At 74.2% G+C, this 19,996-nt stretch carries 16 protein-coding genes; 1 reads left to right on the top strand and 15 read right to left on the bottom strand.

The genetic code is table 11. From position 1 onward, the window contains the following. Positions 1-75 precede the first annotated feature (75 nt). Positions 76-372, bottom strand: a complete 297-nt coding sequence (locus BCL65_RS03360; protein ID WP_106265076.1) for a WXG100 family type VII secretion target — start codon at positions 370-372, stop codon at positions 76-78. Positions 373-490: 118 nt separating this feature from the next. After that, positions 491-1,318: a hypothetical protein gene (locus tag BCL65_RS03355; protein ID WP_106265075.1), complete on the bottom strand. Its 828-nt coding sequence runs from the start codon at positions 1,316-1,318 to the stop codon at positions 491-493. 196 nt (positions 1,319-1,514) lie between these two features. On the opposite strand from BCL65_RS03355, the gene BCL65_RS03350 reads away from it, so the two are divergent. Beyond that, positions 1,515-1,775: a hypothetical protein gene (locus BCL65_RS03350; protein ID WP_106265073.1), complete on the top strand. Its 261-nt coding sequence runs from the start codon at positions 1,515-1,517 to the stop codon at positions 1,773-1,775. A 40-nt stretch (positions 1,776-1,815) separates the two neighbouring features. Here the strand turns inward: BCL65_RS03350 and BCL65_RS03345 are convergent, their stop codons facing one another. From BCL65_RS03345 to BCL65_RS03285, 13 genes are all read right to left on the bottom strand, one after another. Continuing rightward, positions 1,816-2,463 carry a hypothetical protein gene (locus tag BCL65_RS03345; RefSeq protein WP_106265071.1) on the bottom strand — a complete coding sequence of 216 codons (648 nt, stop codon included), beginning with the start codon at positions 2,461-2,463 and terminating at the stop codon, positions 1,816-1,818. Beyond that, positions 2,460-3,095: a hypothetical protein gene (locus tag BCL65_RS03340; protein WP_106265069.1), complete on the bottom strand. Its 636-nt coding sequence runs from the start codon at positions 3,093-3,095 to the stop codon at positions 2,460-2,462. The genes BCL65_RS03345 and BCL65_RS03340 overlap by 4 nt, the downstream gene beginning before the upstream one ends. Continuing rightward, positions 3,092-4,555 (bottom strand): hypothetical protein, encoded by a 1,464-nt coding sequence (locus BCL65_RS03335; RefSeq protein ID WP_106265067.1) that lies wholly within the window; start codon positions 4,553-4,555, stop codon positions 3,092-3,094. Before BCL65_RS03335 ends, BCL65_RS03340 begins: the two co-directional genes overlap by 4 nt. A 14-nt stretch (positions 4,556-4,569) precedes the next feature. After that, positions 4,570-4,872: a hypothetical protein gene (locus BCL65_RS03330; RefSeq protein WP_106265065.1), complete on the bottom strand. Its 303-nt coding sequence runs from the start codon at positions 4,870-4,872 to the stop codon at positions 4,570-4,572. 107 nt (positions 4,873-4,979) lie between these two features. Further along, positions 4,980-9,473, bottom strand: coding sequence for an FtsK/SpoIIIE domain-containing protein (locus tag BCL65_RS03325; protein WP_106265063.1), 4,494 nt, complete (start codon positions 9,471-9,473; stop codon positions 4,980-4,982). Between the two features lie 33 nt (positions 9,474-9,506). Further along, positions 9,507-9,767, bottom strand: a complete 261-nt coding sequence (locus BCL65_RS03320) for a hypothetical protein (RefSeq protein WP_106265061.1) — start codon at positions 9,765-9,767, stop codon at positions 9,507-9,509. Beyond that, positions 9,764-10,465: a hypothetical protein gene (locus BCL65_RS03315; protein WP_106265059.1), complete on the bottom strand. Its 702-nt coding sequence runs from the start codon at positions 10,463-10,465 to the stop codon at positions 9,764-9,766. The genes BCL65_RS03320 and BCL65_RS03315 overlap by 4 nt, the downstream gene beginning before the upstream one ends. Next, complete coding sequence (locus BCL65_RS03310; RefSeq protein WP_106265057.1) at positions 10,458-12,107, bottom strand: serine/threonine-protein kinase; 1,650 nt, start codon at positions 12,105-12,107, stop codon at positions 10,458-10,460. Before BCL65_RS03310 ends, BCL65_RS03315 begins: the two co-directional genes overlap by 8 nt. Next, a complete protein-coding gene (locus BCL65_RS03305; RefSeq protein ID WP_106265055.1) occupies positions 12,108-13,766 on the bottom strand; it encodes an FHA domain-containing protein in 1,659 nt (552 codons plus the stop codon). Then, entirely contained in the window at positions 13,763-14,599 is an 837-nt protein-coding gene (locus tag BCL65_RS03300) for a PP2C family protein-serine/threonine phosphatase (RefSeq protein WP_106265053.1), read from the bottom strand. The genes BCL65_RS03305 and BCL65_RS03300 overlap by 4 nt, the downstream gene beginning before the upstream one ends. Further along, positions 14,596-16,074: an RDD family protein gene (locus BCL65_RS03295; protein WP_106265051.1), complete on the bottom strand. Its 1,479-nt coding sequence runs from the start codon at positions 16,072-16,074 to the stop codon at positions 14,596-14,598. Before BCL65_RS03295 ends, BCL65_RS03300 begins: the two co-directional genes overlap by 4 nt. Beyond that, the gene (locus tag BCL65_RS03290) at positions 16,071-18,584 is read right to left on the bottom strand and encodes a transglutaminase-like domain-containing protein (RefSeq protein WP_106265049.1); all 2,514 of its coding nucleotides are present in this window, start codon (positions 18,582-18,584) and stop codon (positions 16,071-16,073) included. The genes BCL65_RS03295 and BCL65_RS03290 overlap by 4 nt, the downstream gene beginning before the upstream one ends. Then, on the bottom strand, positions 18,577-19,929 hold the full coding sequence (locus tag BCL65_RS03285) for a DUF58 domain-containing protein (protein WP_106265047.1): 1,353 nt from the start codon (positions 19,927-19,929) through the stop codon (positions 18,577-18,579). The genes BCL65_RS03290 and BCL65_RS03285 overlap by 8 nt, the downstream gene beginning before the upstream one ends. Positions 19,930-19,996 lie beyond the last annotated feature (67 nt).

Here is a 19,996-nt window from a genome sequence, read left to right as displayed (position 1 = left end):
CGCAGAGGGGCGGCCCGGACGCACCGGACCACCCCTCGAGAAGCCGACCCACCGGGCCGACCGAGCTGAACGACGTCAGCCGCGGATACCCTGCGCCAGCTGCGCGTCCGCGTCCGACAGCGTCTGCGCCGCCTGCTCCAGGAACGACGCCATGCCCTCGAGACCCTCGATGGCCTGCGTGGTCCCCGTCGTGAACTCCTCGTACGACGTCTGGAACGCCCCCGAGGCCTGGTCCGTCACGAAGCCCGACGACACCAGGTTGTTCACCTGGGTCTGCAGGTTGTGCAGGATGTCGGTCATCTGCTGCTGACCGTTGCGCAGCTGCCCCGCCTGGGACCGCAGCTCGTCGTACGTCACGTTCATGTTCGCCATGACAAAACTCCTCGTTCGTCGCCTCGGCCGGCCCCCTTGCCGGCCGCCCGTCGTCGAGCACGACCCTATCCGCCGCCGCGAGCAACGGTCGATGGGCAGACCTCCCCATGCCGACCCCTCAGCCCGCGTCCTCCACGCCCTCGCCGAGCCGGCGCTCACGCTGCCTGCGCAGCTCCGTCAGGCGCCGCGACCGCTGCTCGGCGGTCAGCTCACCGACCCCGCCGTCCGGCAGGGGCCCCACCGGTCCGGAGAGACGCGCGCGGAACGCCCGGACGCCCAGCACCGCCGACGTCGCCAGCAGCACGACGGCGAGGAGACCCGCCACCAGGTGCACGGCGCCGGACACCCCCGGGACCAGGGCGGTGATCGCCGCCGGCCAGGCCAACCCGGCCGGGAGCATCGCCAGGACGGTCCGGCCGTCCACGCTCCAGCCGGCGGCGTAGAACCGCATGACGGCGTCCGTGAACGGGGTGGCGCGCACCGGCTGCAGGGAGAGGGCGACCCGACCCACGGTGGGTGGGCCCACGCTGCTGCCCCATACCGCGGTGGACGTGCGCGACAACCGTTCGCCGCGGTAGTCGCTCCGCAGCGCACGCACCGCATAGGTGAAGGACAGCACCGCGAGCGGCCACGACGCCGTCAGGACGTACCAGCCGCCCGCACCGATCGCCAGGGCGAGGACCGGCAGGCCGACGATCACCAGCCCGAGGACTCCGAGCGGCGTCGACAGGCGGTCCTCGACCCCCGCCACGAGCCCTTCGGAGTCGACGAAGGCCAGGTACGGGACCGACCCCACCAGGAGCAGGACGGCGAGCAGCCAGATCGTCGTCCAGACGAGCCCCACCAGCAGGTACCCCAGCGGCCGCAGCACCAGGGCCGCCCGGCCGGGTGGTTCCGCACCACCGACGGCCGCCGTCCCCGCCGCGCCGTTGCTGCTCTCCGGCATGTTCGTCCCCGTCCGCACGCTCGGGCCATGGTCGTGGCGCCCTCGACGCCTGCCGGAACCCTAGACCACGGGAACGCACCGACGTCGTCCCACCACGTGGCACGATGGCGTAGGTCCGCGCCCACGGCCAAGGAGCCGCCGGGCGGGCGGACGACGCAAGATGTTGACCTGCAGGCCTCGACACAGGAGCAGACGGATGGCGAACAAGAAGGACACCGATGCCCGGGCCGGCCAGGCCATGCGGCCGGCGAGCTACGCTCTCGGCGCTGCCGTGGTGATCTGCGTGCTCGGGGTCGTCGCCAACGTCGCCGCACCGAGCGCCTTCGCGGCGGTCGGCGGCTGGGTCACGGTCGTCGTGGTCCTGCTCCTCGTGTCCGTCTGGGCCGGCCTGTCGATGGTCCGGCGGACGAACCAGAACGTGGCCCGCATGGAGGACGACTCCAGCACCGGGGCCTGACCCACAGGAGCCTGACCTCCGCGGACCGCGCGGCCCGTCGTCAGGCGGACGCGCGGTCGCCCTCGTCGTCGTCCAGGAACTCGATGGAGTCCACGATCTCGTCGAACAGCACGGCGAACGGCTCCGCCGAGGGGATGTCGGAGACGTTGACGCGGACGAAGAGCATCCGGGACGGATCCTTCGGGTGCGGCATGTGGTACTCGAGCCGCATCGTGAGCACCTGGACGGCCTCGTCGCCGTCACCGGCGCGGCCCTGCGTCATCTCGACGACACGGGCGGCCGGCCGGCCGTTGCGCTGCACCGCGACCTCGCCGTCCGGGTACGCGGCGCGCAGCGCGCCCTCGTCGTCGCCCTCCGCGAGGAACGGGAGCGCCGCGGCGGGCCACTCGTCGTCCGTCATGAGCAGCGCCGCAGGGAACGGGACGCCCGGAGCGATCTCCAGCGACATCAGGTACGTGTGCACACCGGCACCCACGGCCTCGCGGGCCGTGGCGATGAGCTCCTCGACCGCCTGGCGGCGCATGCGTGCCAGCTGGTCCGCGGTGCCGACCTGCCGTCGCACGAGCTTCTTGATGAACGCCGTCGCCCGCTCGGCGGAGTCCAGCGGGATGCTGACCCATGTACCGGGCACGATCACCCGCACCTCACCGCCGAGAACCTTCAGCTCCGGGGATGCGCCCTGCGTCATGCCGTCTCCGTCTCCACCGAGAGCCCCTCGAGCAGCTCGAGCATCTCCTGCGGCATGTCCTCGAACGTCCCCACGCTGCGTGCCACCGCCGTCACCTCGACCATGTCGCGGGAGCCGGCGGGGAAGACCCCGAGCACGACCCGCTCCTCGAGCGTGCCGCTGCCGTCCTCGCCGAGCTCACCGAAGTGGGTGATCATCGCGTGCAGCCCGGTGACGTCCCCCGCCGCGACGGTGCCGTCGAACCGGCCCGCGAACGCGTAGTCGTGCTCGTCCGACTCCTCCACGGCCGCGGCGAGCCCGGCGGTGAACTCGTCCGCGGCCAGGTCCTGCTGCGCCGTGACGGTCACCATGGCGTCCACGACGCCGAGCTCGGGGCGACGGACGAGCACCGCCGTCACCAGGCCGGGGATCCCCGTCTCCGCGACCGCGCGGGCCACGTCCTCCAGCTGCCGGGCGATCTCGTCCGCGAGCTCGTCGGGCGCGACGTCGTGACCGCCCGAGGTGCCGACGTCGGCGACCAGGGCCGCCGCCGTCGACCGCGCCCACTCCGGGACCGACTCCGGCGCCTCGGTCGGCACCGCCCACCACGAGTCGGGCAGCCGGAGCTCGAACCCGGCGATCTGCCGGCTCACCAGGAGCCCGCTACGTAGCCGTCGTTGCCGAACACGTCCTGCACGGCCGTCACGCCCTTGTCGACGTTGACGGGCAGGCCCGTGATCTTGCCCCAGCTGCCCCCGGCGCCGCTGGTCGCGAGGGAGTTGCCGCCCTCGTACGAGCCCCAGCCGTCGCCGCCGCCGATCGCGCTCCCGAGCTTGGCCGCGTTGTTCGCGAGGTTCGCCGTCTGGTTGAACACGGCACCGACGGTCGCGATGGCCTGCGCGCTGCTCGTCACGCTGTCGATGCGCAGCCCGGTCTGGTTGAAGTGGCCGATCATGTCCACGACGTCGTCGTTGCCCATCGCGAAGCGGGCCGCGCCGTCCTTGTACGGCAGCGGGAACTGCGAGCCCCGCCACGACGTGAAGGCGTTCTTGTACAGCCCGTTCCGGACCATCCCGGCGACGGCCTTGTCCCCCGCCGTCCGCACGAACGGCGACTTGAGCACCTCGGTGACGCGCTGGCCCCTGGTCAGCGCGAAGGTCTTGCGCGAGCTCTTGAGCACGGCGGTGCCGAACTTCGCCTTCGCCGCCCCGTTGCTCATGCGCGACGCGGTCTGGACGACCGAGCGGGCCTTCGCGTACTTCGCGACCGAGCTGATCGCCTTGCCGCCGAACAGGCCCATCACCCCGAGGCCCACGCCGAGCAGCATCGCCCCGAAGCCGATCTCGCCCCGCGCGAACTTCACGATGTTCTCGACGATGGAGAGGATCGCGCCGATCGCCGCGAGCACCATGAGGATCTGGCCCAGGACCGGGACCCAGGAGAGGAAGATCGCCAGGATCCCCGCGATGTCGCAGATCACCTTGAAGACCTTGTAGATGCCCTTGGCGACGTTCTTGACCTTGTCCCAGGTGCTGTCCTCGAGGCCGTGGACCTTGTCGCCCGACACGACCTCCTCGATCTTCGACATCGCCGTGCCGGCCGCGCTGTTCTTGTCGCCGTGGCCGCTGTTCCAGTACGACTCCTGGACGGCGATGTCCTGCTCCAGGCCGGACACCGTGGCGTTCGCGCCCGAGGCCGCGCGGGTGGCGTCGTCCTTGTCGGCCTGGCTCGCGCTGTCGGGGAGGTCGTCCATCTGGCTCTCCGCGTTCCGCGCGACGGCGCGGGCGTCCTCGAGCTCCGACCGGAGGGTCCGCAGCTTCTCCGCTGCCGGGTCGGCCTCGTTCTTCGCGCCGCGCAACGCCGCCCCGTAGGTGCTCAGCGCCTCCCCGGTGAAGGAGTAGCGGTCACGGGCCTTCTCGATGTCCTCGCGCACCTCCCCCGCGAGCTTGCGGGTCGCCTCCATGGACTTCGCGGTCGTGCTGGTGTCGTCGACGATCTGCTGGAGCGTGCCGACCGAGCGCGTGATCGCCTCGGCCAGCTCCGTGTACGTCCGGCCCTTGGCCTCGACGACGGTCGCCTCGCCGTCGAGCTCCTGCCACTGCGTGTCACTCATCGTGGTGCCAACCCCTACTTCTTCCCGGCCGACTCTTCGAGGGCCTTCGCCAGCTCCGTGTCGATCTCGGTGAACGTGTCCGCGATCTGGGTGATGATGTCCGACAGCTTCTTGACGTTCTCGAGCATCTCGCCGCGCTTGATCTCCCACTTGTCGGCGAAGTCGTTGACGCGGTCGCGCAGGCCGTCGTGCCCCGTCGCGTCGGCGGCCGACCGCGCGTTCGCGTCGGCGTTCTCCAGCTCGTCGGTGATCGCCTTCAGGTCTTCCTTGAGCGTCGTCAGCTGGTCCATGTCGATCGACAGGTCGTACCCGGCCACGCCTCCCCCTTCGTCTCGCCCCCACGTGGCGTCTTGCCGCCAGGCAGCACGCTAGCCCAGCGGGTCCGTCACGGTCGATGGGGAGACCTCCCCATCGGCCGGGACCCTCAGTCGTCCAGCACCAGCGGCAGCTGGACCCGGGTGTGCTTCCCGCGCGCGATCCAGGCACCGCGCCCCACCGGGAACTCGCCCTTGGCCGCACGGGGCAGCGAGGTCTTGAGGATCGTGTCTCCGTCGAGGTTCTCGGGTTGCAGGAGGAGCCCGCGGCGGCCGTTCTTGACCTCGCCGAGCAGCGGCCAGGTGGCGCCCCAGCCGGCGGTCTCGGCCTCGGCCACCAGCAGGTGGTCGCTGCCGCGCACCGCCTTGGTCAGGTCCTGGATCGGCTTGTCCGCCGGCGACTGCAGGTACTCGTTGATGCCCTCGATGACGACGACGATGCCCGGTTCGACGTCGTCGTCCCGGACGGCGTCGAGCAGGTTCGTGGCGAGCGCCTTGACGTTCTCGACCCCGGTCACCACCTCCTTCCAGGGCAGCTTGTCGGCGATCGCCGACCGCCCCTGCGCGAACAGGTACAGCCGCGCATCGGGGTTCGCCCGCAGGACCGACCGCGCGATCGCGACGAGCGCGTTGCTGCGCCCCGACCCGGGCGGTCCGGCCACCACCATCGTCCCGGCCGGCTCGAAGCCCACCGGTCCCAGCGTGATGCCGTCCAGGCCCAGGACCGGCTGCCCGTCCACCCGGGGTGGCAGCTCGTCCGCCCCGTACTCGGTGGGCAGCACCCGGACCTGCGGGGCCGGCCGCACCCCGGCCTCGAGCATGGACCGGCCGAGCCGTTCCGTGGCCGCCGCCTGCGCCGAGACCGACGTCGTCCCACCGATGACCGCCACCTGCACCTCGAGACCGTCGAGCAGCGCACGCCCGTTCGGGGAGTCCGTCGTGATGACGTCGCGGGGCGCGTTGAACGCCAGGTACCCGTCGTCCGTCATCCGCAGCAGCAGGTTGCGCTGGACCATGGAGCGCACGTAGGTCGGCACCGCGCCGGAGCGGTCGGCCGTGAACACCGCGTGCATGCCGAGCGCACGGCCGTCGTTGAGGATGTCGCGGAACACGTCGAACCACTCCGCCCGGCCGGCGCCGACCTCGAAGTCGTCCCGGAATCCGGGGAACCCGTCGACCAGCAGCAGGATGCGCGGCACGTCGGCCCGCCCGGTGAGCTGGCGGTACTCCGTGATGCTCGACGCCGACACCGCGGCGAACTCCTCGCCGCGCCGCTGCAGCTCCCCGCGCAGCATCCGCAGGACGGCGACCACCCGCTCCACGTCGTCGCCCTTGGCGATCCCGCCCACGTGCGGCAGGGACGACAGCATCCGCAGCGCGCCCGCGGCGAAGTCCAACCCGTACACGTGCACCGGTCCGCCGCGCGGGGTGATGCCCGCCGCGGCGGCGATCGTGCGCAGCGCGGTGCTCTTGCCCGCGCCGCCCGTGCCGTACACGCCGAGATGCCCGTCGGAGTCGGGCTCGAAGTACACCGGCCGCTGCGCCTGCTGCTCCGGGATGTCGGCGACACCGATCAGCAGCTCGGTGTCGGTGCGCTGGTGCAGCCTGGTGAGGTCGTAGGCGTCGGCCATCGAGTCGAGCCACGGCCGCCGCGGCAGCGGCAGCCGTGCCGCGCCGAACGCCGCGGTGATCTGTGCGACGAGCCGCTGCTGGTCGTTGGGGCCGAGGTCGACGTCGTCGTCCACGCCCGCCGACGGGTCGACCGGCTCGTCCCAGCGCTCCTCCCGGCCGAAGTGCAGCCCCGCCACCTCGATCGCCGCCCGCTCCGGCTCCCGCGTGCTCCAGGCACCGGCGTAGCCGGACTGGAACGCCTGCAAGCGGCCGGGGCCGGTCTTCACGACGCCGCGCCCCGGGATCGCCGGATCGATGTGCGCGGCGTCCTTGATGTCGACGACGTCGCTGGAGTCCGACTCGTCGGCCATCCGCAGGGCCACCCGCAGGTTCGTGTTCGCGCGCAGGTTGTCCTTGATGACGCCGGCCGGCCGCTGCGTGGCCATGATGAGGTGGATGCCGAGCGACCGGCCGCGCTGGGCGACGTCGACGACGCCGTCGACGAACTCGGGCACGTCGCCCACGAGCGCGGCGAACTCGTCGATGACGATGACGAGCGCCGGCGGCGTCTCGGGGTCGCCCCGCTTCTCCAGCTCGAGCAGGTCCTTGACCTTCTTGCGGTTGAAGAGGTGCTCGCGGTGGTGCAGCTCCGCCCGCAGCGACGTGAGCGCGCGCAGGACCAGGTGCTGGCTGAGGTCGGTGACGAGGCCGACGCAGTGCGGCAGCTGCACGCAGTCGGCGAACGCCGACCCGCCCTTGTAGTCCACGAAGAGGAACGTGACCCGGTCCGGGCTGTACTCGGCGGCCATCGCGAGCACCCACGCCTGGAGGAACTCCGACTTGCCCGCACCGGTGGTGCCGCCCACGAGGGCGTGGGGACCCTGGGTGCGCAGGTCCAGGTGCTGCGGGTCGAGCCCGGCCGAGCCGACGATCGCCCGCAGCGAGCCTGCCCGCTTGCGGGGCAGCGCCTGCGTGCGGTCGTACATCGACAGGTTCTGCCGCCAGCGCTCGACCACGGCACCCGGGTCCTCGAACAGGTCGTGACCGAGCAGCCCGGGCAGGGTGACCGAGCGCGGCAGGTCGGACGAGTCCTCCACGATGGCGCCGGCGTCGAACACCGGCGCCAGGCGCCGGCCGTACTCGAGGGCGGTGGTGGGGTCCACCTCCTCCAGCTCCACGTCGTCGACCCACCGGCCGAGCCGCACCATCCCCACGCGCGGCCCGTCCTCGCCCAGGTCGACGAACGTGCGGCAGGCCGCCGGCATCGCGGCGGCGTCGGCCGAGATCCACAGGGGGAACACGCCGGCGTCCGGCCCGTTCTCGGCGAGCTGCACGAGCCGGGCACGCTCGACGTCGATGTCGTCGCTGATGACCACCACCACCGCGGGCACCGGCGACTTCGTCCCCGCCTCGACCGTCTTCTCGCCGACGTCGGCGCCACGCTCGAGCGCGGCCTCGCCGTCGTCGATCGCGCCACGGCGCTGGGCGCCCCGTCGAGCCTTGAGACGGGTGGTGACGAGCTCTTCCAGCTCGGCGACGAGGCGCGCCGCGCCGCTCGCCGAGTCGGCGAGGTGATGGCCCTCGACCGGGCTCTGCGGCGACGACGTGTGCGGGATCCACGTGAGCCACTGCAGGGACCGGGTCCACACCGGGCTGACGACGGCCGTGACCACCAGCTCGGACGGCGAGTGCAGCCCGGTGAGCTGCATCAGCGCCGCGTTGAGGCTGCCCGCCACGCGGGCGGGCGGACCGGCGAAGCCGAGCGCACCGGCGTCGTACAGGTTCTCCACCACCGGGACGCCCGCGACGTTCTCGTAGCGGTCGACCACGGCGTCCAGGCGGTCCTGGTACTCCTTGAGCAGGGCGCCCTTCGAGGCCTCCTTGACGGTGTTGCGCGACGGCATCGTCCCGATGCCGAACCGGACGTTGAGAAAGCTCCAGTGCTCGGGACGGCGCGTCCAGAGCATCGGACCGTGGCGCATCGCCTCGGCGAACACGTGCGGCGTCGCGGGGGCCTCGCGCAGCCGCACGGAGCGCTCCGTCTCCTCCTCGGCGGCCAGCGCGTCGCGCAGGCCTTCCAGCCGCTCCTCGAAGCGGGCGATGTCGCGCTCCCGGCGCCGGCGCTCCTGACGACCCCGGGTGAGGTAGTTGCCGATCAGCATCATCGGCGTCAGCGCGATGAACACCAGCGAGAGGAGCCGCTGCGTGGCGATGTACATGGCACCGCCCATGAGCATCGGCGCGAGCATCGCGAGCCATGGGAAGTCGCGCGGCTCCGCCTCCTTCGGCACCTCGGGCGACTCGAACTCCTCGCCCTTGTACCGCGCCTCGACGCGCGGCGAGCGGGTGAAGGGCACCGGCCCGGCCTTCGGCGCGACCCCGGTCACCGTGCGCGGCTGGCGCCGCTCGATCGTCATCGTCGTGTCGCCCACGACGACGCGCTGGCTGCCCTCGACCCGCAGGCGCTGCACGTGGTCGCCGTCGACCAGCACGCCGTTGGCCGACCCGAGGTCGACCACGTCGACGACGTCGCTGACGTCGAGGCGCAGGTGGCGCTTGGACACCAGCGGGTCGCTCAGGACGACGTCGCAGTCGGCCGCGCGCCCGAGCACCCAGCTGCCCTCCGGCAGGTCGATGCTGCTGCCGTCGGCGAACCCGAGGGAGGCCCGCACGTCGCGCGCACCCGGGTAGTCGAAGCCCGGCCGGTCCAGGTCGACGACGGCGACCTCCGCCCCGGAGCCGATCCACGCCTCGCCCAGCGCGGCGTCGGCGGGCAGGCGCATCGGCCGGTCCTGACCCGGCAGGCGGGCCTCCAGGGTGCGGGGCCGGCCGTCCGTGCCGCCGGGGGCACCGGACGCGGCGACCCGCGCACCGGCCGGATCGACCCGGGCCACGGTCGACGCCACCTCGCCGATGGTCGCGCCCGCGTCGGCGGTGATGACGACATCGTCGTGCGTGGTGTCGGGGCGCCGGAGCGTCACCTTGACGCGCATCGTTCTCCTCGGGTCTCGGGGGTGGTCAGGGCGTCAGGGGCGCCGGGTCAGCAGCGCGGCCACGGCGGTCACGACCGCGCCGACCAGGGCGCTGACCGCGACGACCGTCCAGTTGGTCGCGTCCGTCAGCTCACGGCCCAGCGCACGGTAGAAGTCCGCGGGGCGGCCGGTGCCGGCTCCGTCGGCGAGGACCCCGGCGGTCAGCATGACGACGAAGGCGATCGCGGCGGCACCCACCGCGACGACGAGGGCGAGCTGCCACCACGTCGGGCGGGCACGGCGTCGCTGAGTCATTCGTCCTCCGCCCCGACGTCCAGCAGCGGCAGGTCGTCGGCGCTCACGAGGCGGGAGGCCACCGCGTACTCGACGAGCCGCGCACGCCGGTTCGTGGCCAGCCCGTTGCCGGCGCCGCCGCGCAGCCCCTTGACGCCGACCCGGTCCAGCTTCTCGCACACGTTGTCGAGCTTGCGGTTGAAGCGCGTCGTGGTCCAGCCGAGCCGGGCGGCGGCGTCCACCGACGACGGGATCTCGGACAGCCCGGTGCCGTCCCGCCGCAGCATCGGCTCGCAGAGCGCCACGACGAGCTGCCGCTGGCTCGTGGTGAAGGGGATCATCCCGATGGTGGTGGCGCCGCCGTCGGGCTCCTCGGTGCGGATCTCCGCGTACGGGGCGGGTTCCAGGCGTGCCAGCAGCTCGTAGGTGGTGGGGCCCGCCGTGAAGACGATCGAGGTGGACGGGAAGACGATGGGCAGGGAGTTGCCCGGGGAGAGCCACGACTGCACGCCGCCCGCGGCGTCGCAGACCGTCACCGACAACCGCGCCCCGACGTTGCCGAGCCACCACAGGCCACCGGTGTGGGTGATCCGCAGGAAGCGCCGGTGCAGGTAGGGGTTGTCGTCCAGCTCGATGTCACCCTCGCGACCGATCTCGAACGCGCTCTGCGGGTCGGGCCGGAACCACTCCCCGGCGAACTCCACGGCCAGCTCAGTCATCGACGCACTCCAGCTGCGACTGCACCGACATGGCGCCCGACCGGTTGATGACCACCTCGACGCACGTCTGGCCGCCCTTGACCCGCGGCACCCGCACCTCGGTCTCCTCGGTCGACTGGTAGCGGGTCTCCGCGCCGATCTCGGGCACGCGCCAGCCGTAGACGTCGCCGTCCTGCGGCTCGGGGTTGGTCCACGTGAACACCACCTCGTCACCGTCCACCGTGCCCTCCAGCTCGGTGACGCCGGGCACGAGGCCCCCCAGGTTGTCGGCGGGACCACCGGGCTCGTCGACGGCCTCGGTCGCGGCCGTCTCCGGCACCGCGTCGTCCTCGGCGGACGCGTCCGGCTGGAGCGCGACGACGAGACCGACGACGGCCGCCACGGCCACGAGGCCCGCGACCACCAGGGCCGCCACGACCCCGCGGCGCCCCGTACCGGATCGCTCCCCCGGACCCGACGGTGCCCCGTCCGACGGTGCCGGAGCCGGGACCGGGGTCGACGCCGTCGCCATGGACCGGTGGACGGTGTCGCCGAAGTCGTCGGCGAGCTCGGCGCCGCCCGGTGTTGCGCGGTGGACGGCGGGCGACCCGGCGCTCGCCGCCGTCGCCGGGGAGGCCGGAGAGGATCCCGAGCGAGCCCCCGACGCCGGGACGCCCGCGGCCGGTCCCCGCGGGTCGACCGAGACGACCTCGCGCAGGCGGGTGCCGACGTCGTCCTCGTCCGCCGAGCCGTCGGCGTCGTCCCCGCCGGCGTTCTCGTGCACGACCCCGCGGTCGTCGAGCAGGTCGATCGGGGTGACCGCGAAGGACAGCTCCGTCTGCACGGCCTGCAGGGCGCGCGCGAACGCGAGCGCCGTCGGGTAGCGCGACCCCGGGCTCTTGGACATGGCCGTGCCGAGCACCCGCTCCAGGGAGGCCGGCACGTCCGTGCGTCCGGTGGGGCGCACGGGCGCCGACTCGATCCGGGCCACCAGGTCCGCGCTGGAGTTGGGGCCGCCGGGCACCTCGAACGGGGTGCGGGACGCGAGCAGCGAGTAGGTCGTGGCGGCCAGCCCCCAAACGTCCGTGCCGACGCCGGTGCCGGGCGGGTCCGCGAACGACTCCGGCGGCGACCACGGGATGGACATGCCCTCGGCGCGCCCGGCGTCGTCGAGGGTCGACGAGATGCCGAAGTCCGTCAGGGCCGGGTGCCCGTACTCGGTCACGAGGATGTTCGCCGGCTTGATGTCGCGGTGCAGGATGCCGGCGCGGTGCGCCGTCTCCACCGCGCCGGAGATCTGCACGGCGATCCGCAGCACGTCCGGCACGCTCAGCCGCTCGCTGCGGTAGCGCGCCCCCAGGTTGGGCCGCGAGCAGTACTCCATGGCGAGGAAGGGCCGGCCGTCCGCCGCGACGTCGGCCTCGTACATCGTGACGATGGACGGGTGCGTCGACAGCGTCGCCATGAGGTCGGCCTCGGCGTCGAACGCCTCGCGCTGCCCCTCCCCGGTCCACTCGTGCAGGAGGACCTTCATCGCCACCCGGCGGCGCGGACGCCGCTGCTGGTAGAGGAAGACGTCGGAGAACCCGCCGGACCCGATGAGGGAGACGTAGTCGAAGCCGTCGATCTCGGGCGGCGGGGAGGGCGGGCGCTTGCTGCTCACTCAGAGGATCCCTTCGAACGTCAGCGTGACCCCGTCGCCGAGGTCGACGACGTCGCTCGCGACGACCAGGACCGGCTCGCCGGGGTGCAGGCGCAGCGGTGGCTGCCCGGACCGCAGGAGGGTGGTGCCGTTGGTGGTGCTCATGTCGCTGATCAGCACGTGCCAGCCCTCGAGCCGCACCTCCAGATGGGACCGGGAGATGTCCTGCTGCGGGCTGGGGACGGTCACGAGCCGGGGCAGGTCGTCGCTCGCGGCGCGCGGCGAGCGGGGCCGGCGTCCGACCACGACCGGCCGGTCCAGGGCCACCCGAGGTCCGCCGGACACGGCCATGACGCCCAGCGAGGGCCGAGGCACCTGCCGCGCCTCGCCCACGAGGGCCTGTCCGCAGGTGGCGCAGTGGTCCCGTTGCGGCGGGTTGGGGTGGCCCGCGCCGCACGAGCGGGCCAGGATCGCGGGACGCCCGGGCAGCGGCGCGGACGCGAACGACGGACCGGGCAGCACGGCCGGGTCCGGTACGCCGGCAGCCACGACGTGCTCGACGGCGGGGTCGGCCGAGGTCACCGGGTCGGCGAGGGTCTCGCCGGCGACCGCCCGGAGATCGGCGATGGCCGAGGACATCACGGTGCTGCCGTCGATCTCGTCCTCGGGTGCCGGCCTGCCGTCCTCGGCGGTGCTCGGCTCGGCGGTGCTCGGCTCGGCGGTGCTCGGCTCGGCGGTGCCGGTCTCGGTGGTGCCAGTCCCGACGGTGCTCGGCTCGGCGGTGCCCGGCGAGGGCGACGCCGCGTCCTCCGGACCGTCCTCGTCCTCGTCGTCCTCCTCAGGGGGGCGGACGGCTGCGGCCTCCACGCCACGCATGACGGTGGAGCCCCACAGGTGCCCGAAGCCCGTCGTCTCCTCCACCGGAGGTTCCCCGGCCGAGGGTTCCTCGGCAGGGCTCGAGCCGGTGTCATCGGACTCCGGCACGGGCTCGGGCTCGGCGCCCGCTCCCGGGGCGAAACCGACCGGCGCGAAGGTGGCCTCCGGCACGATCGTGGCGTCCGAGGCATCTGAGGCGACTGCGGCGACCGGGGCCGGGGCGACCGGGGCCGGGGCTGCGGCCGGGACGACCGGGGCATCGGTGACCGGGACAGGGTCGACGTCGTCGAGCTCCCACGGGTCGGGTGCCGGCTCCGCCCGGCGCGGGGCCGCCGCCGCCACGGCGTCCTGCGTGAGCCGGACGCCCACCGACGCGACGAGGACCACCCCGGAGGTCAGCGGCAGCGCCCGGACGTCCACCAGGTCGGCGTCGGGCTCGGTGGTACCCACCTGCACCGCGAGGTCGACGACGTCGTCGAACGTGCGCTCGGCCCACGTGGTCACGCCGTCACCGGAGACGTGGTCACGGCCGTCCGCCCGGGCCACCGTCACCGAGGCCGCGCCGCGGGCCGCGACCTGCACCCGCCGGCCGTCCGCCACGGCGAGGGCGAACGGCGGCAAGGAGGCCAGGCTCGCACCGAAGGCGCCGGTGAGCACCTCGAGCACGGGCACGACGCCGCCCCCGTGCTCCAGGACGCCCCACAGCTCGGCCACCAGCTCGGGCGTCACCTTCTCGGGGAGCACCACCACGGTGCCGCCGCGCACGACGGCGTACGCCGGGCCGATCACGTAGCGTGCCGTCACGTCAGTGCCCCTCTCCACGGCGACCGCCGGGGCACCGTGTCCTCTTCGTCCTGGTGGTCGGCGTGCCCGTCCCGCGGGGCAGTGCTCTCCAGGGCCTCCGTCAGCCCGCTCGCGTCGACCACGACGACCGTGATGTTATCCCGGCCACCCGCCTCCAGCGCCTCGCGCACCAGCCTGTCGGCCGCAGCCTGCGGGTCCGCCTCCACGAGGAGGACCAGGGCGATCCGGGCGTCGGAGAGCTCGCCGGTCAGCCCGTCCGAGCACACCAGGAGCCGGTCCCCGGCGTGCACGGGCAGGAACCAGAAGTCCGCGTCCGGGATCTCGGGCGCGCCCAGCGCGCGGGTGACGACGTGCCGGCGCGGGTGGGTCTGCGCCTCGACGCGCGTGATGCTGCCGGCGTCGACGAGCTCCTGCACCTCGGAGTGGTCCACGCTGACCTGCTCCAGCTCGCCGTCGGCCAACCGGTAGGTCCGCGAGTCGCCGAGGTTGACGACCAGCCAGTAGGGCTCCCCGCCCTGGGCCGTGAGGGCCACCCCCGTCAGGGTGGTGCCCGCGCCCCGGCCGGGCGCCGTCTCGATGCGGCGCACGGCGTCGTGGGCGGTCCGCACGCGGCAGCGCACGTCGTCGACCCCCACGACCTCCGCGGTGACGAGCGGCCGCAGCGCCTCGACGGCCGCCGCGCTCGCCACCTCTCCGGCCTCGTGCCCACCCATGCCGTCGGCCACGAAGAACACCGAGCCGCCCGCGAGGTACGAGTCCTCGTTGAGCCGACGCCGGGCACCGCGGTGCGTCGCGGCGCCCCACAGCAACCCGATGCTCGCCAGGTCGCTCATGCCCCGCCGTCCGACCCGATCACCGTCAGACGGCGCTCGCCCGCCTGGACGACCCAGCCCGCGGTGACGGTCACGGGCTCGCCGGCGACGAGCTCGCGCACCGACCCGTCCGGGGCGATCGCGGCGCTGCCGTTGGTGCTCGCGAGGTCCGTGACCCGCAGCCCGTCCGTCGTCGGGACCAGCTCCAGGTGCGTCTTGGACACCGAGCGCGTGGCGTCCTCCACGCGCAGCAGCGTGGCGGCGGGACCGGCGTCCTGCTGCGGGTTCCTGCCCACGAGCGCCCGCGTGGTCACGTGCACCCGCCGGTCCGGCCCGATCTCCACGACCATGCGCGGCGGCACCGTCGCGGATCCCTCGCTGCGCCGCGACGAGACGCTGAACCGGGTGGCCTCGAGGTCGTCGTCGAGCGGGGCGTCGACGGGACCGACCGCGTCCGCCGGGTGCGGCGCCGGTCCTGGGGCCGGCGCCGGGGCCGGGGCCGGGGCCGGGGCCGGTGACTGCTCCGCCGGCGTCTGCTGCGGTGCTGGCTGCGGTGCCGGCTCAGGTGTCGGCGACACGCCGGGGACGCCGGTGATGACCCCGCCCGACAGGTCTCGCTGCGCGGCGGCCGGGAAGGACCACGGGTCGGTCCCCACGGCTCCCCGGGGAGCAGCCGACGCTGCCGAGGTCGGCGAGGGCTCGGCGGGCCGGTCGGCCGGCGGCGGAGCGGTGGCGGACGCGCTCTCCGAGGCCGGGGCCGCCGTCGCCGGGGCGAAGCTGCGCGGCGGGACACCGCGGACGTCCCGCACCAGCGCACGGGCGGCCTTGTCGTGCCAGCCCTGGCGCCGACCGCTCCCGTCGAAGGTGGGCGAGACGAGCACCAGCACCGTGCCGACCAGGGGCAGCACGCCGCACAGTGCCAGGACGAGCCAGCGCAGCAGGCCGCGACCGACGCCGAGGGGGCCCTCCCCGTCGACCGCGACGGTGCGGACACCCAGGAGGGCGTTGCCGGGGGTCCGGCCGGTCAGGCCGTCGGCCAGCGCGAGGCCGACCCAGCCGAGGAGACCGACCAGACCGACGACCCCGTACACCACGCCGAGGGCGGCCAGCAGCTCGCTCGTCGCCGCCTCGAGCCCCAGCGCCGTCGTCGCGGCGCCGAGCGCGGCGTAACGGTCCGGCACGCCCGTCGCCAGCGCCACGAGCACGGCGACGACACCGGCGACCAGCGAGACCGCCGTCACGTCGAGCACGTAGGCGCCGGCTCGCCGGCCCACCCCGGCCAGCGGCGGGCCGGCGTGCGCGGCCGCGCCCGCACGAAGCATGCCCGCCACGCCGTGGCGGGTGCTCTCCCGCAGCTCCGGCTCCGTCGTCGCCTCGAGCCGTGTGCTCATGGCGCCGGGCGCCCGGTGCGGGGTCGCCACGGTCGGTGTCCCGCACACCGTGCAGAACGCTCCGCTCTGCTCGGCCGCCCCGCAGGCGGTGCACGTCGTCGTCATCGATCCTCCCGCTGCTGCGCTCGTGCCTTCTGCCGGCGCGCGCGGGCCATCCTGTCACGCACCGAACGGACTCCTGCCGCGGCCGCACGTCCGACCGCCCGCGGGCCGGCCGCCAGGCCTCGCAGCAGGACGGTCCGCAGCGGCGGGGCGTCCGCTCCCCGTACCGAGCGGAGGGAGAATCGCCCCGCGACCCGACGACGCCAGGGCACCGCGTGCTGCATCTCGTGCACCAGCGCGTCGACCTCGGCCCAGTACCGGTCGACGTCGTCGTCCGTCGGTGTCTGGGCACCGAAGACGACGTGGTCGGCGCGGTGGGCGAGCCCCGTGGTGGCCGCGGCGCCGGACGGGACGCGCTCGGCGAGCAGCACGGCCCCCTCCCGCCGCGTCGCCGCGGGCGGGACCCCGGCACCGAGGTCCGTCGCGACGTCGAGCACCTCGCGCCAGCCGCCGCTCACACGGTCGACGAGCACGGGGGCCGACCGGCGCCGACCTCGCCGGCGCGCCTTGTACGCCAGCACGAGCAGCAGCGGCAGCACGAGGATCGCGAGCGGGATCGCCACGGTCACGACGACGGCGGCGACCGCGCGCCAGTCGACGCCCTCGGAGTCCTCCTCGTCGTTGTCGTCGTCCTCGACGTCGCCGGCGTCGGCCCGCGGCGGTTCCTCCGGCGACTCGGGAGCCTCCAGGACCGGCGGCTTGGGCACCTGACGCGAGCGCGGCAGGGGCTCGACCTTGTTGTCCTCGTCGGGGATCACGTCGAACGGGACCCAGCCGTGGCCCTCGAACGGCACCTCCACCCAGGCGTGCACGTCCGCGCCGGTCACGACGTACGGCGTGCCGGGCGTCCACGTCTTCTCGTCCGGGTAGAAGCCCATCACCACGCGCGCCGGGATGCCGGCGCTGCGCGCCATGAGGGCGAGCGCCGTCGCGAACTGCTCGTCGTCGCCGACCATCTCGTCCTTGGCGAGCAGCTCGTCGATGCGCGCCGCGGAGTGCCCGGGGCGCGAGGCCGGCTGGTTCTCCAGCCCGTTCGAGTAGACGCCCGTCGCCACGAGGGCGTCGCGGATGTTCGTCAGCCGCTCGAACGGCTCGGTCGCGTCCGCGGCGAACTGCTGGGCCTTGGCGGGCACCGCGTCGGCGACGTCCCGGGGGTCGGGCAGGTCGGTGTCCACGATCGGCGTCGAGGCGAGCGAGTCCTCGGACGGAACAGGGGTGACGACGGCGTCGAGCCGGTAGGAGTCGCCCGGGCGCAGCCCCGCGGTGACCAGCGCCGTCCCGGACGTGCCGTTGTAGTAGGTCGAGGCGGACAGCTCCTCGGCCCGCTCGCCGGAGAACTCGATGCCGGCCAGCTCGCCCAGGTCCGGGAGCCAGACGCCCGAGTAGCCCGTGACCGTGACGTCGACGGGGACCCGCTCGCCGTCGGCGACGGTGTCGATGACCTCGCCCGCCCGGCTGAACACCCCGGCCTCGCCCCCGCTGGACACGTCGTAGACGGTGCCCGCGTACGTGTCGAGGGTCGCGAGCCGCACCCGGCCGCCTTCCGGCATCCCGTCCACCGTGAACAGCGCCGTGTCGGCCAGCTCCTTGGTGTAGCTGCGGAACCCGACCAACGGGCTCGTGTACTGGTGCAGGTCCAGCGGCGGCGTGATGATCTCGCGCAGGGCAGTTCGCTCACCGGCGGAGATCTGGGGTGCGACGAGGACCGCGGCGACGCCGCCCAGCACGAGCATCGCCGCCCCTCCCCGGAGCCGCTGGGCGCGCAGACGCCGCGTCGCGCTCCGGCTCGCGTCCGACAGCAGCCGGTTGGCGCCCATGCGGCTCTCCGCGGCACGCCACGAGGCCCACAGCAGACCGACCACGGCGACGACCAGCCCCTGCACCAGGGGGTAGGCGGGCAGGATCGTGCCGAGCAGGGCCACACCGGCCAGCGCCACGACCACGGGGAGGACCGCCCACGCCGCGTGGCTCGCCCGCCAGGCGATCGTCCCGGCCAGGACCCCGGCGAGGAGCATCAGGAGGAACGGCACGACGGCGAGCTCGGGGAAGGACGACAGCGGCGGCACGGAGGTGACGAACTCCTTCCACCCCTGCACGGCGCCGAGCGCCAGCTCCTGCCAGGTGGCAGGGGTCGGCACGACGCCGGCCACCGTGCTCCCCGGGAGCGCGAGGGCCCCGCCCAGCAGGAAGTACGCCAGCACCGTGGCGAGCGCCGTGAGGACGACCGGCCAGCGCTGCCAGGCGGCGACCCACGCGACGATCAGCCCGACGCCGGCACCACCGAGCGCGGGCAGGAGGTAGCCGTCGGTCCCCCAGGCGGGCCCGAACCCCAGCGCGACCACGGCGAGCATCGCCGCCAGGGCGACGCCGTCGACGGCGCCCGCGGCGGTCAGCGCGCGCGGTCGCGCGCCGTCGTGGCCACGGGCCCGGGTCGTGGCGGCGCGCGCCTGCGTGCGCGACGTCCCCCCGGTGCTGCCGGTGCCCTCCTCGGGCCCGGTCCGCTCGTCAGTCATGCATCCTCCGCAGCGCGAGGGGGAGGTCGGAGAGCTCGCCGAGCGTCAGCACCTGCATGTCCGCGACCCGGCCGCGGCTCACCGTGCTGCCGGGCGCGCAGCGCAGCGCGACGAGCCGGGCGTCCACCGGCAACCGGACGGCCGCCGCCCGCAGGTCGGTGGGCGTCACCGTGCTGCCCACCACGACCGCGACGACGGAGGCGTCGGTCGACGTCCTCGAGGCGACGCGGGCGACCTCGGCCAGGCTGGTGCGGCCGGCGGCGAGCTCGAGACGGGTGAGGTCGTCCAGCAGGCGCGTGCGGTGGTCGCCGCGCACGCGGCCACGCTGCACCAGCACGGTCAGGCCGCCGTCCTCCCGGATGGCCTGGAGACCCAGGGAGCCGCACACCGAGACCGCGAGCTCGAACTCGTCGGGGTCGGCGTAGTCCTCCGCGCGGGTGGACAGGATGACCGCCAGGCGCGACCGCCGGGTCTCCTCGAACTGGCGGACCATGAGCTGGCCCGTGCGCGCGGTCGACTTCCAGTGGATGTGCCGGCGGTCGTCCCCGGGCACGTAGTCGCGCAGGGCGTGGAACGACACGTCCGAGTCGGAGATGTCGGGGGTGACGCGGCCCTCGAGGTCGTGCAGCAGACCGGTCGACGAGCCGGACAGCGGCATCGTGCGGGGATGGACGAACAGCTCTTCCGGCTCCGTCCAGACCAGCTCGCGGCGCAGCAGCCCGAGCGGGTCGGCCCGCACCGAGCGCACGGGGCCCAGCGGGATGACGGCGCGCCGCTGCGTGGGCACGGCGAAGATCTCCTCGTGCTCCGCGTCGGGGCGCAGCCGCGGCACGGGGAACGTCGCGATGCCACGGCCGACCTGCAGCTCCATGACCGCGGGCAGCATGGGCCGGGCCGAGCCGTTGCGCACGACCAGCCGGCCCACCGCCCGGTCGCCGACGACGACGCGGCGCGAGGCCACGTCGAGCGTCACGTCGTACCGGAGGCGGCCGAGCACGAAGACCACCGCGCCCAGCAAGGCCACCGTCACGGTGACGGCGACGACGGCCCACTCCTGCCAGCGCAGGGCGAGACCGGCCCACCAGGCCGCGACGGTCAGGGCGAGGACGCACCAGCCGAGCGGCGAGACGACGCCCAGCACCGGCGCGCTGCGGGCCCGCACCAGTGCTGCACCCTCAGCGACCGCTCGCCCCACGGAGGCGGCTCGCGTCCGCAGGGCGGCGGATCCACCCCACCGGCGCCCGCGTCGCGGTTCCGGTGCCGCGGCGCCGGGGTCGCCGGCGCCCGAGGGCGCGTCGGGCGACGCGGTGGAGACCTCCGGCTCGGCGGTCGTGGTGCTGGTCATCGTGGCTCCGGGGACGGCAGAAGGGACGGTGGGGGCCGGCGCAAGCGGGGTCGCGCCGTCGGAGAGG

The sequence above is a fragment of the Isoptericola halotolerans genome (assembly GCF_003003075.1).
Classification (GTDB): domain Bacteria; phylum Actinomycetota; class Actinomycetes; order Actinomycetales; family Cellulomonadaceae; genus Isoptericola; species Isoptericola halotolerans_A.
This window is presented reverse-complemented; position numbering and strand designations above follow the sequence as displayed.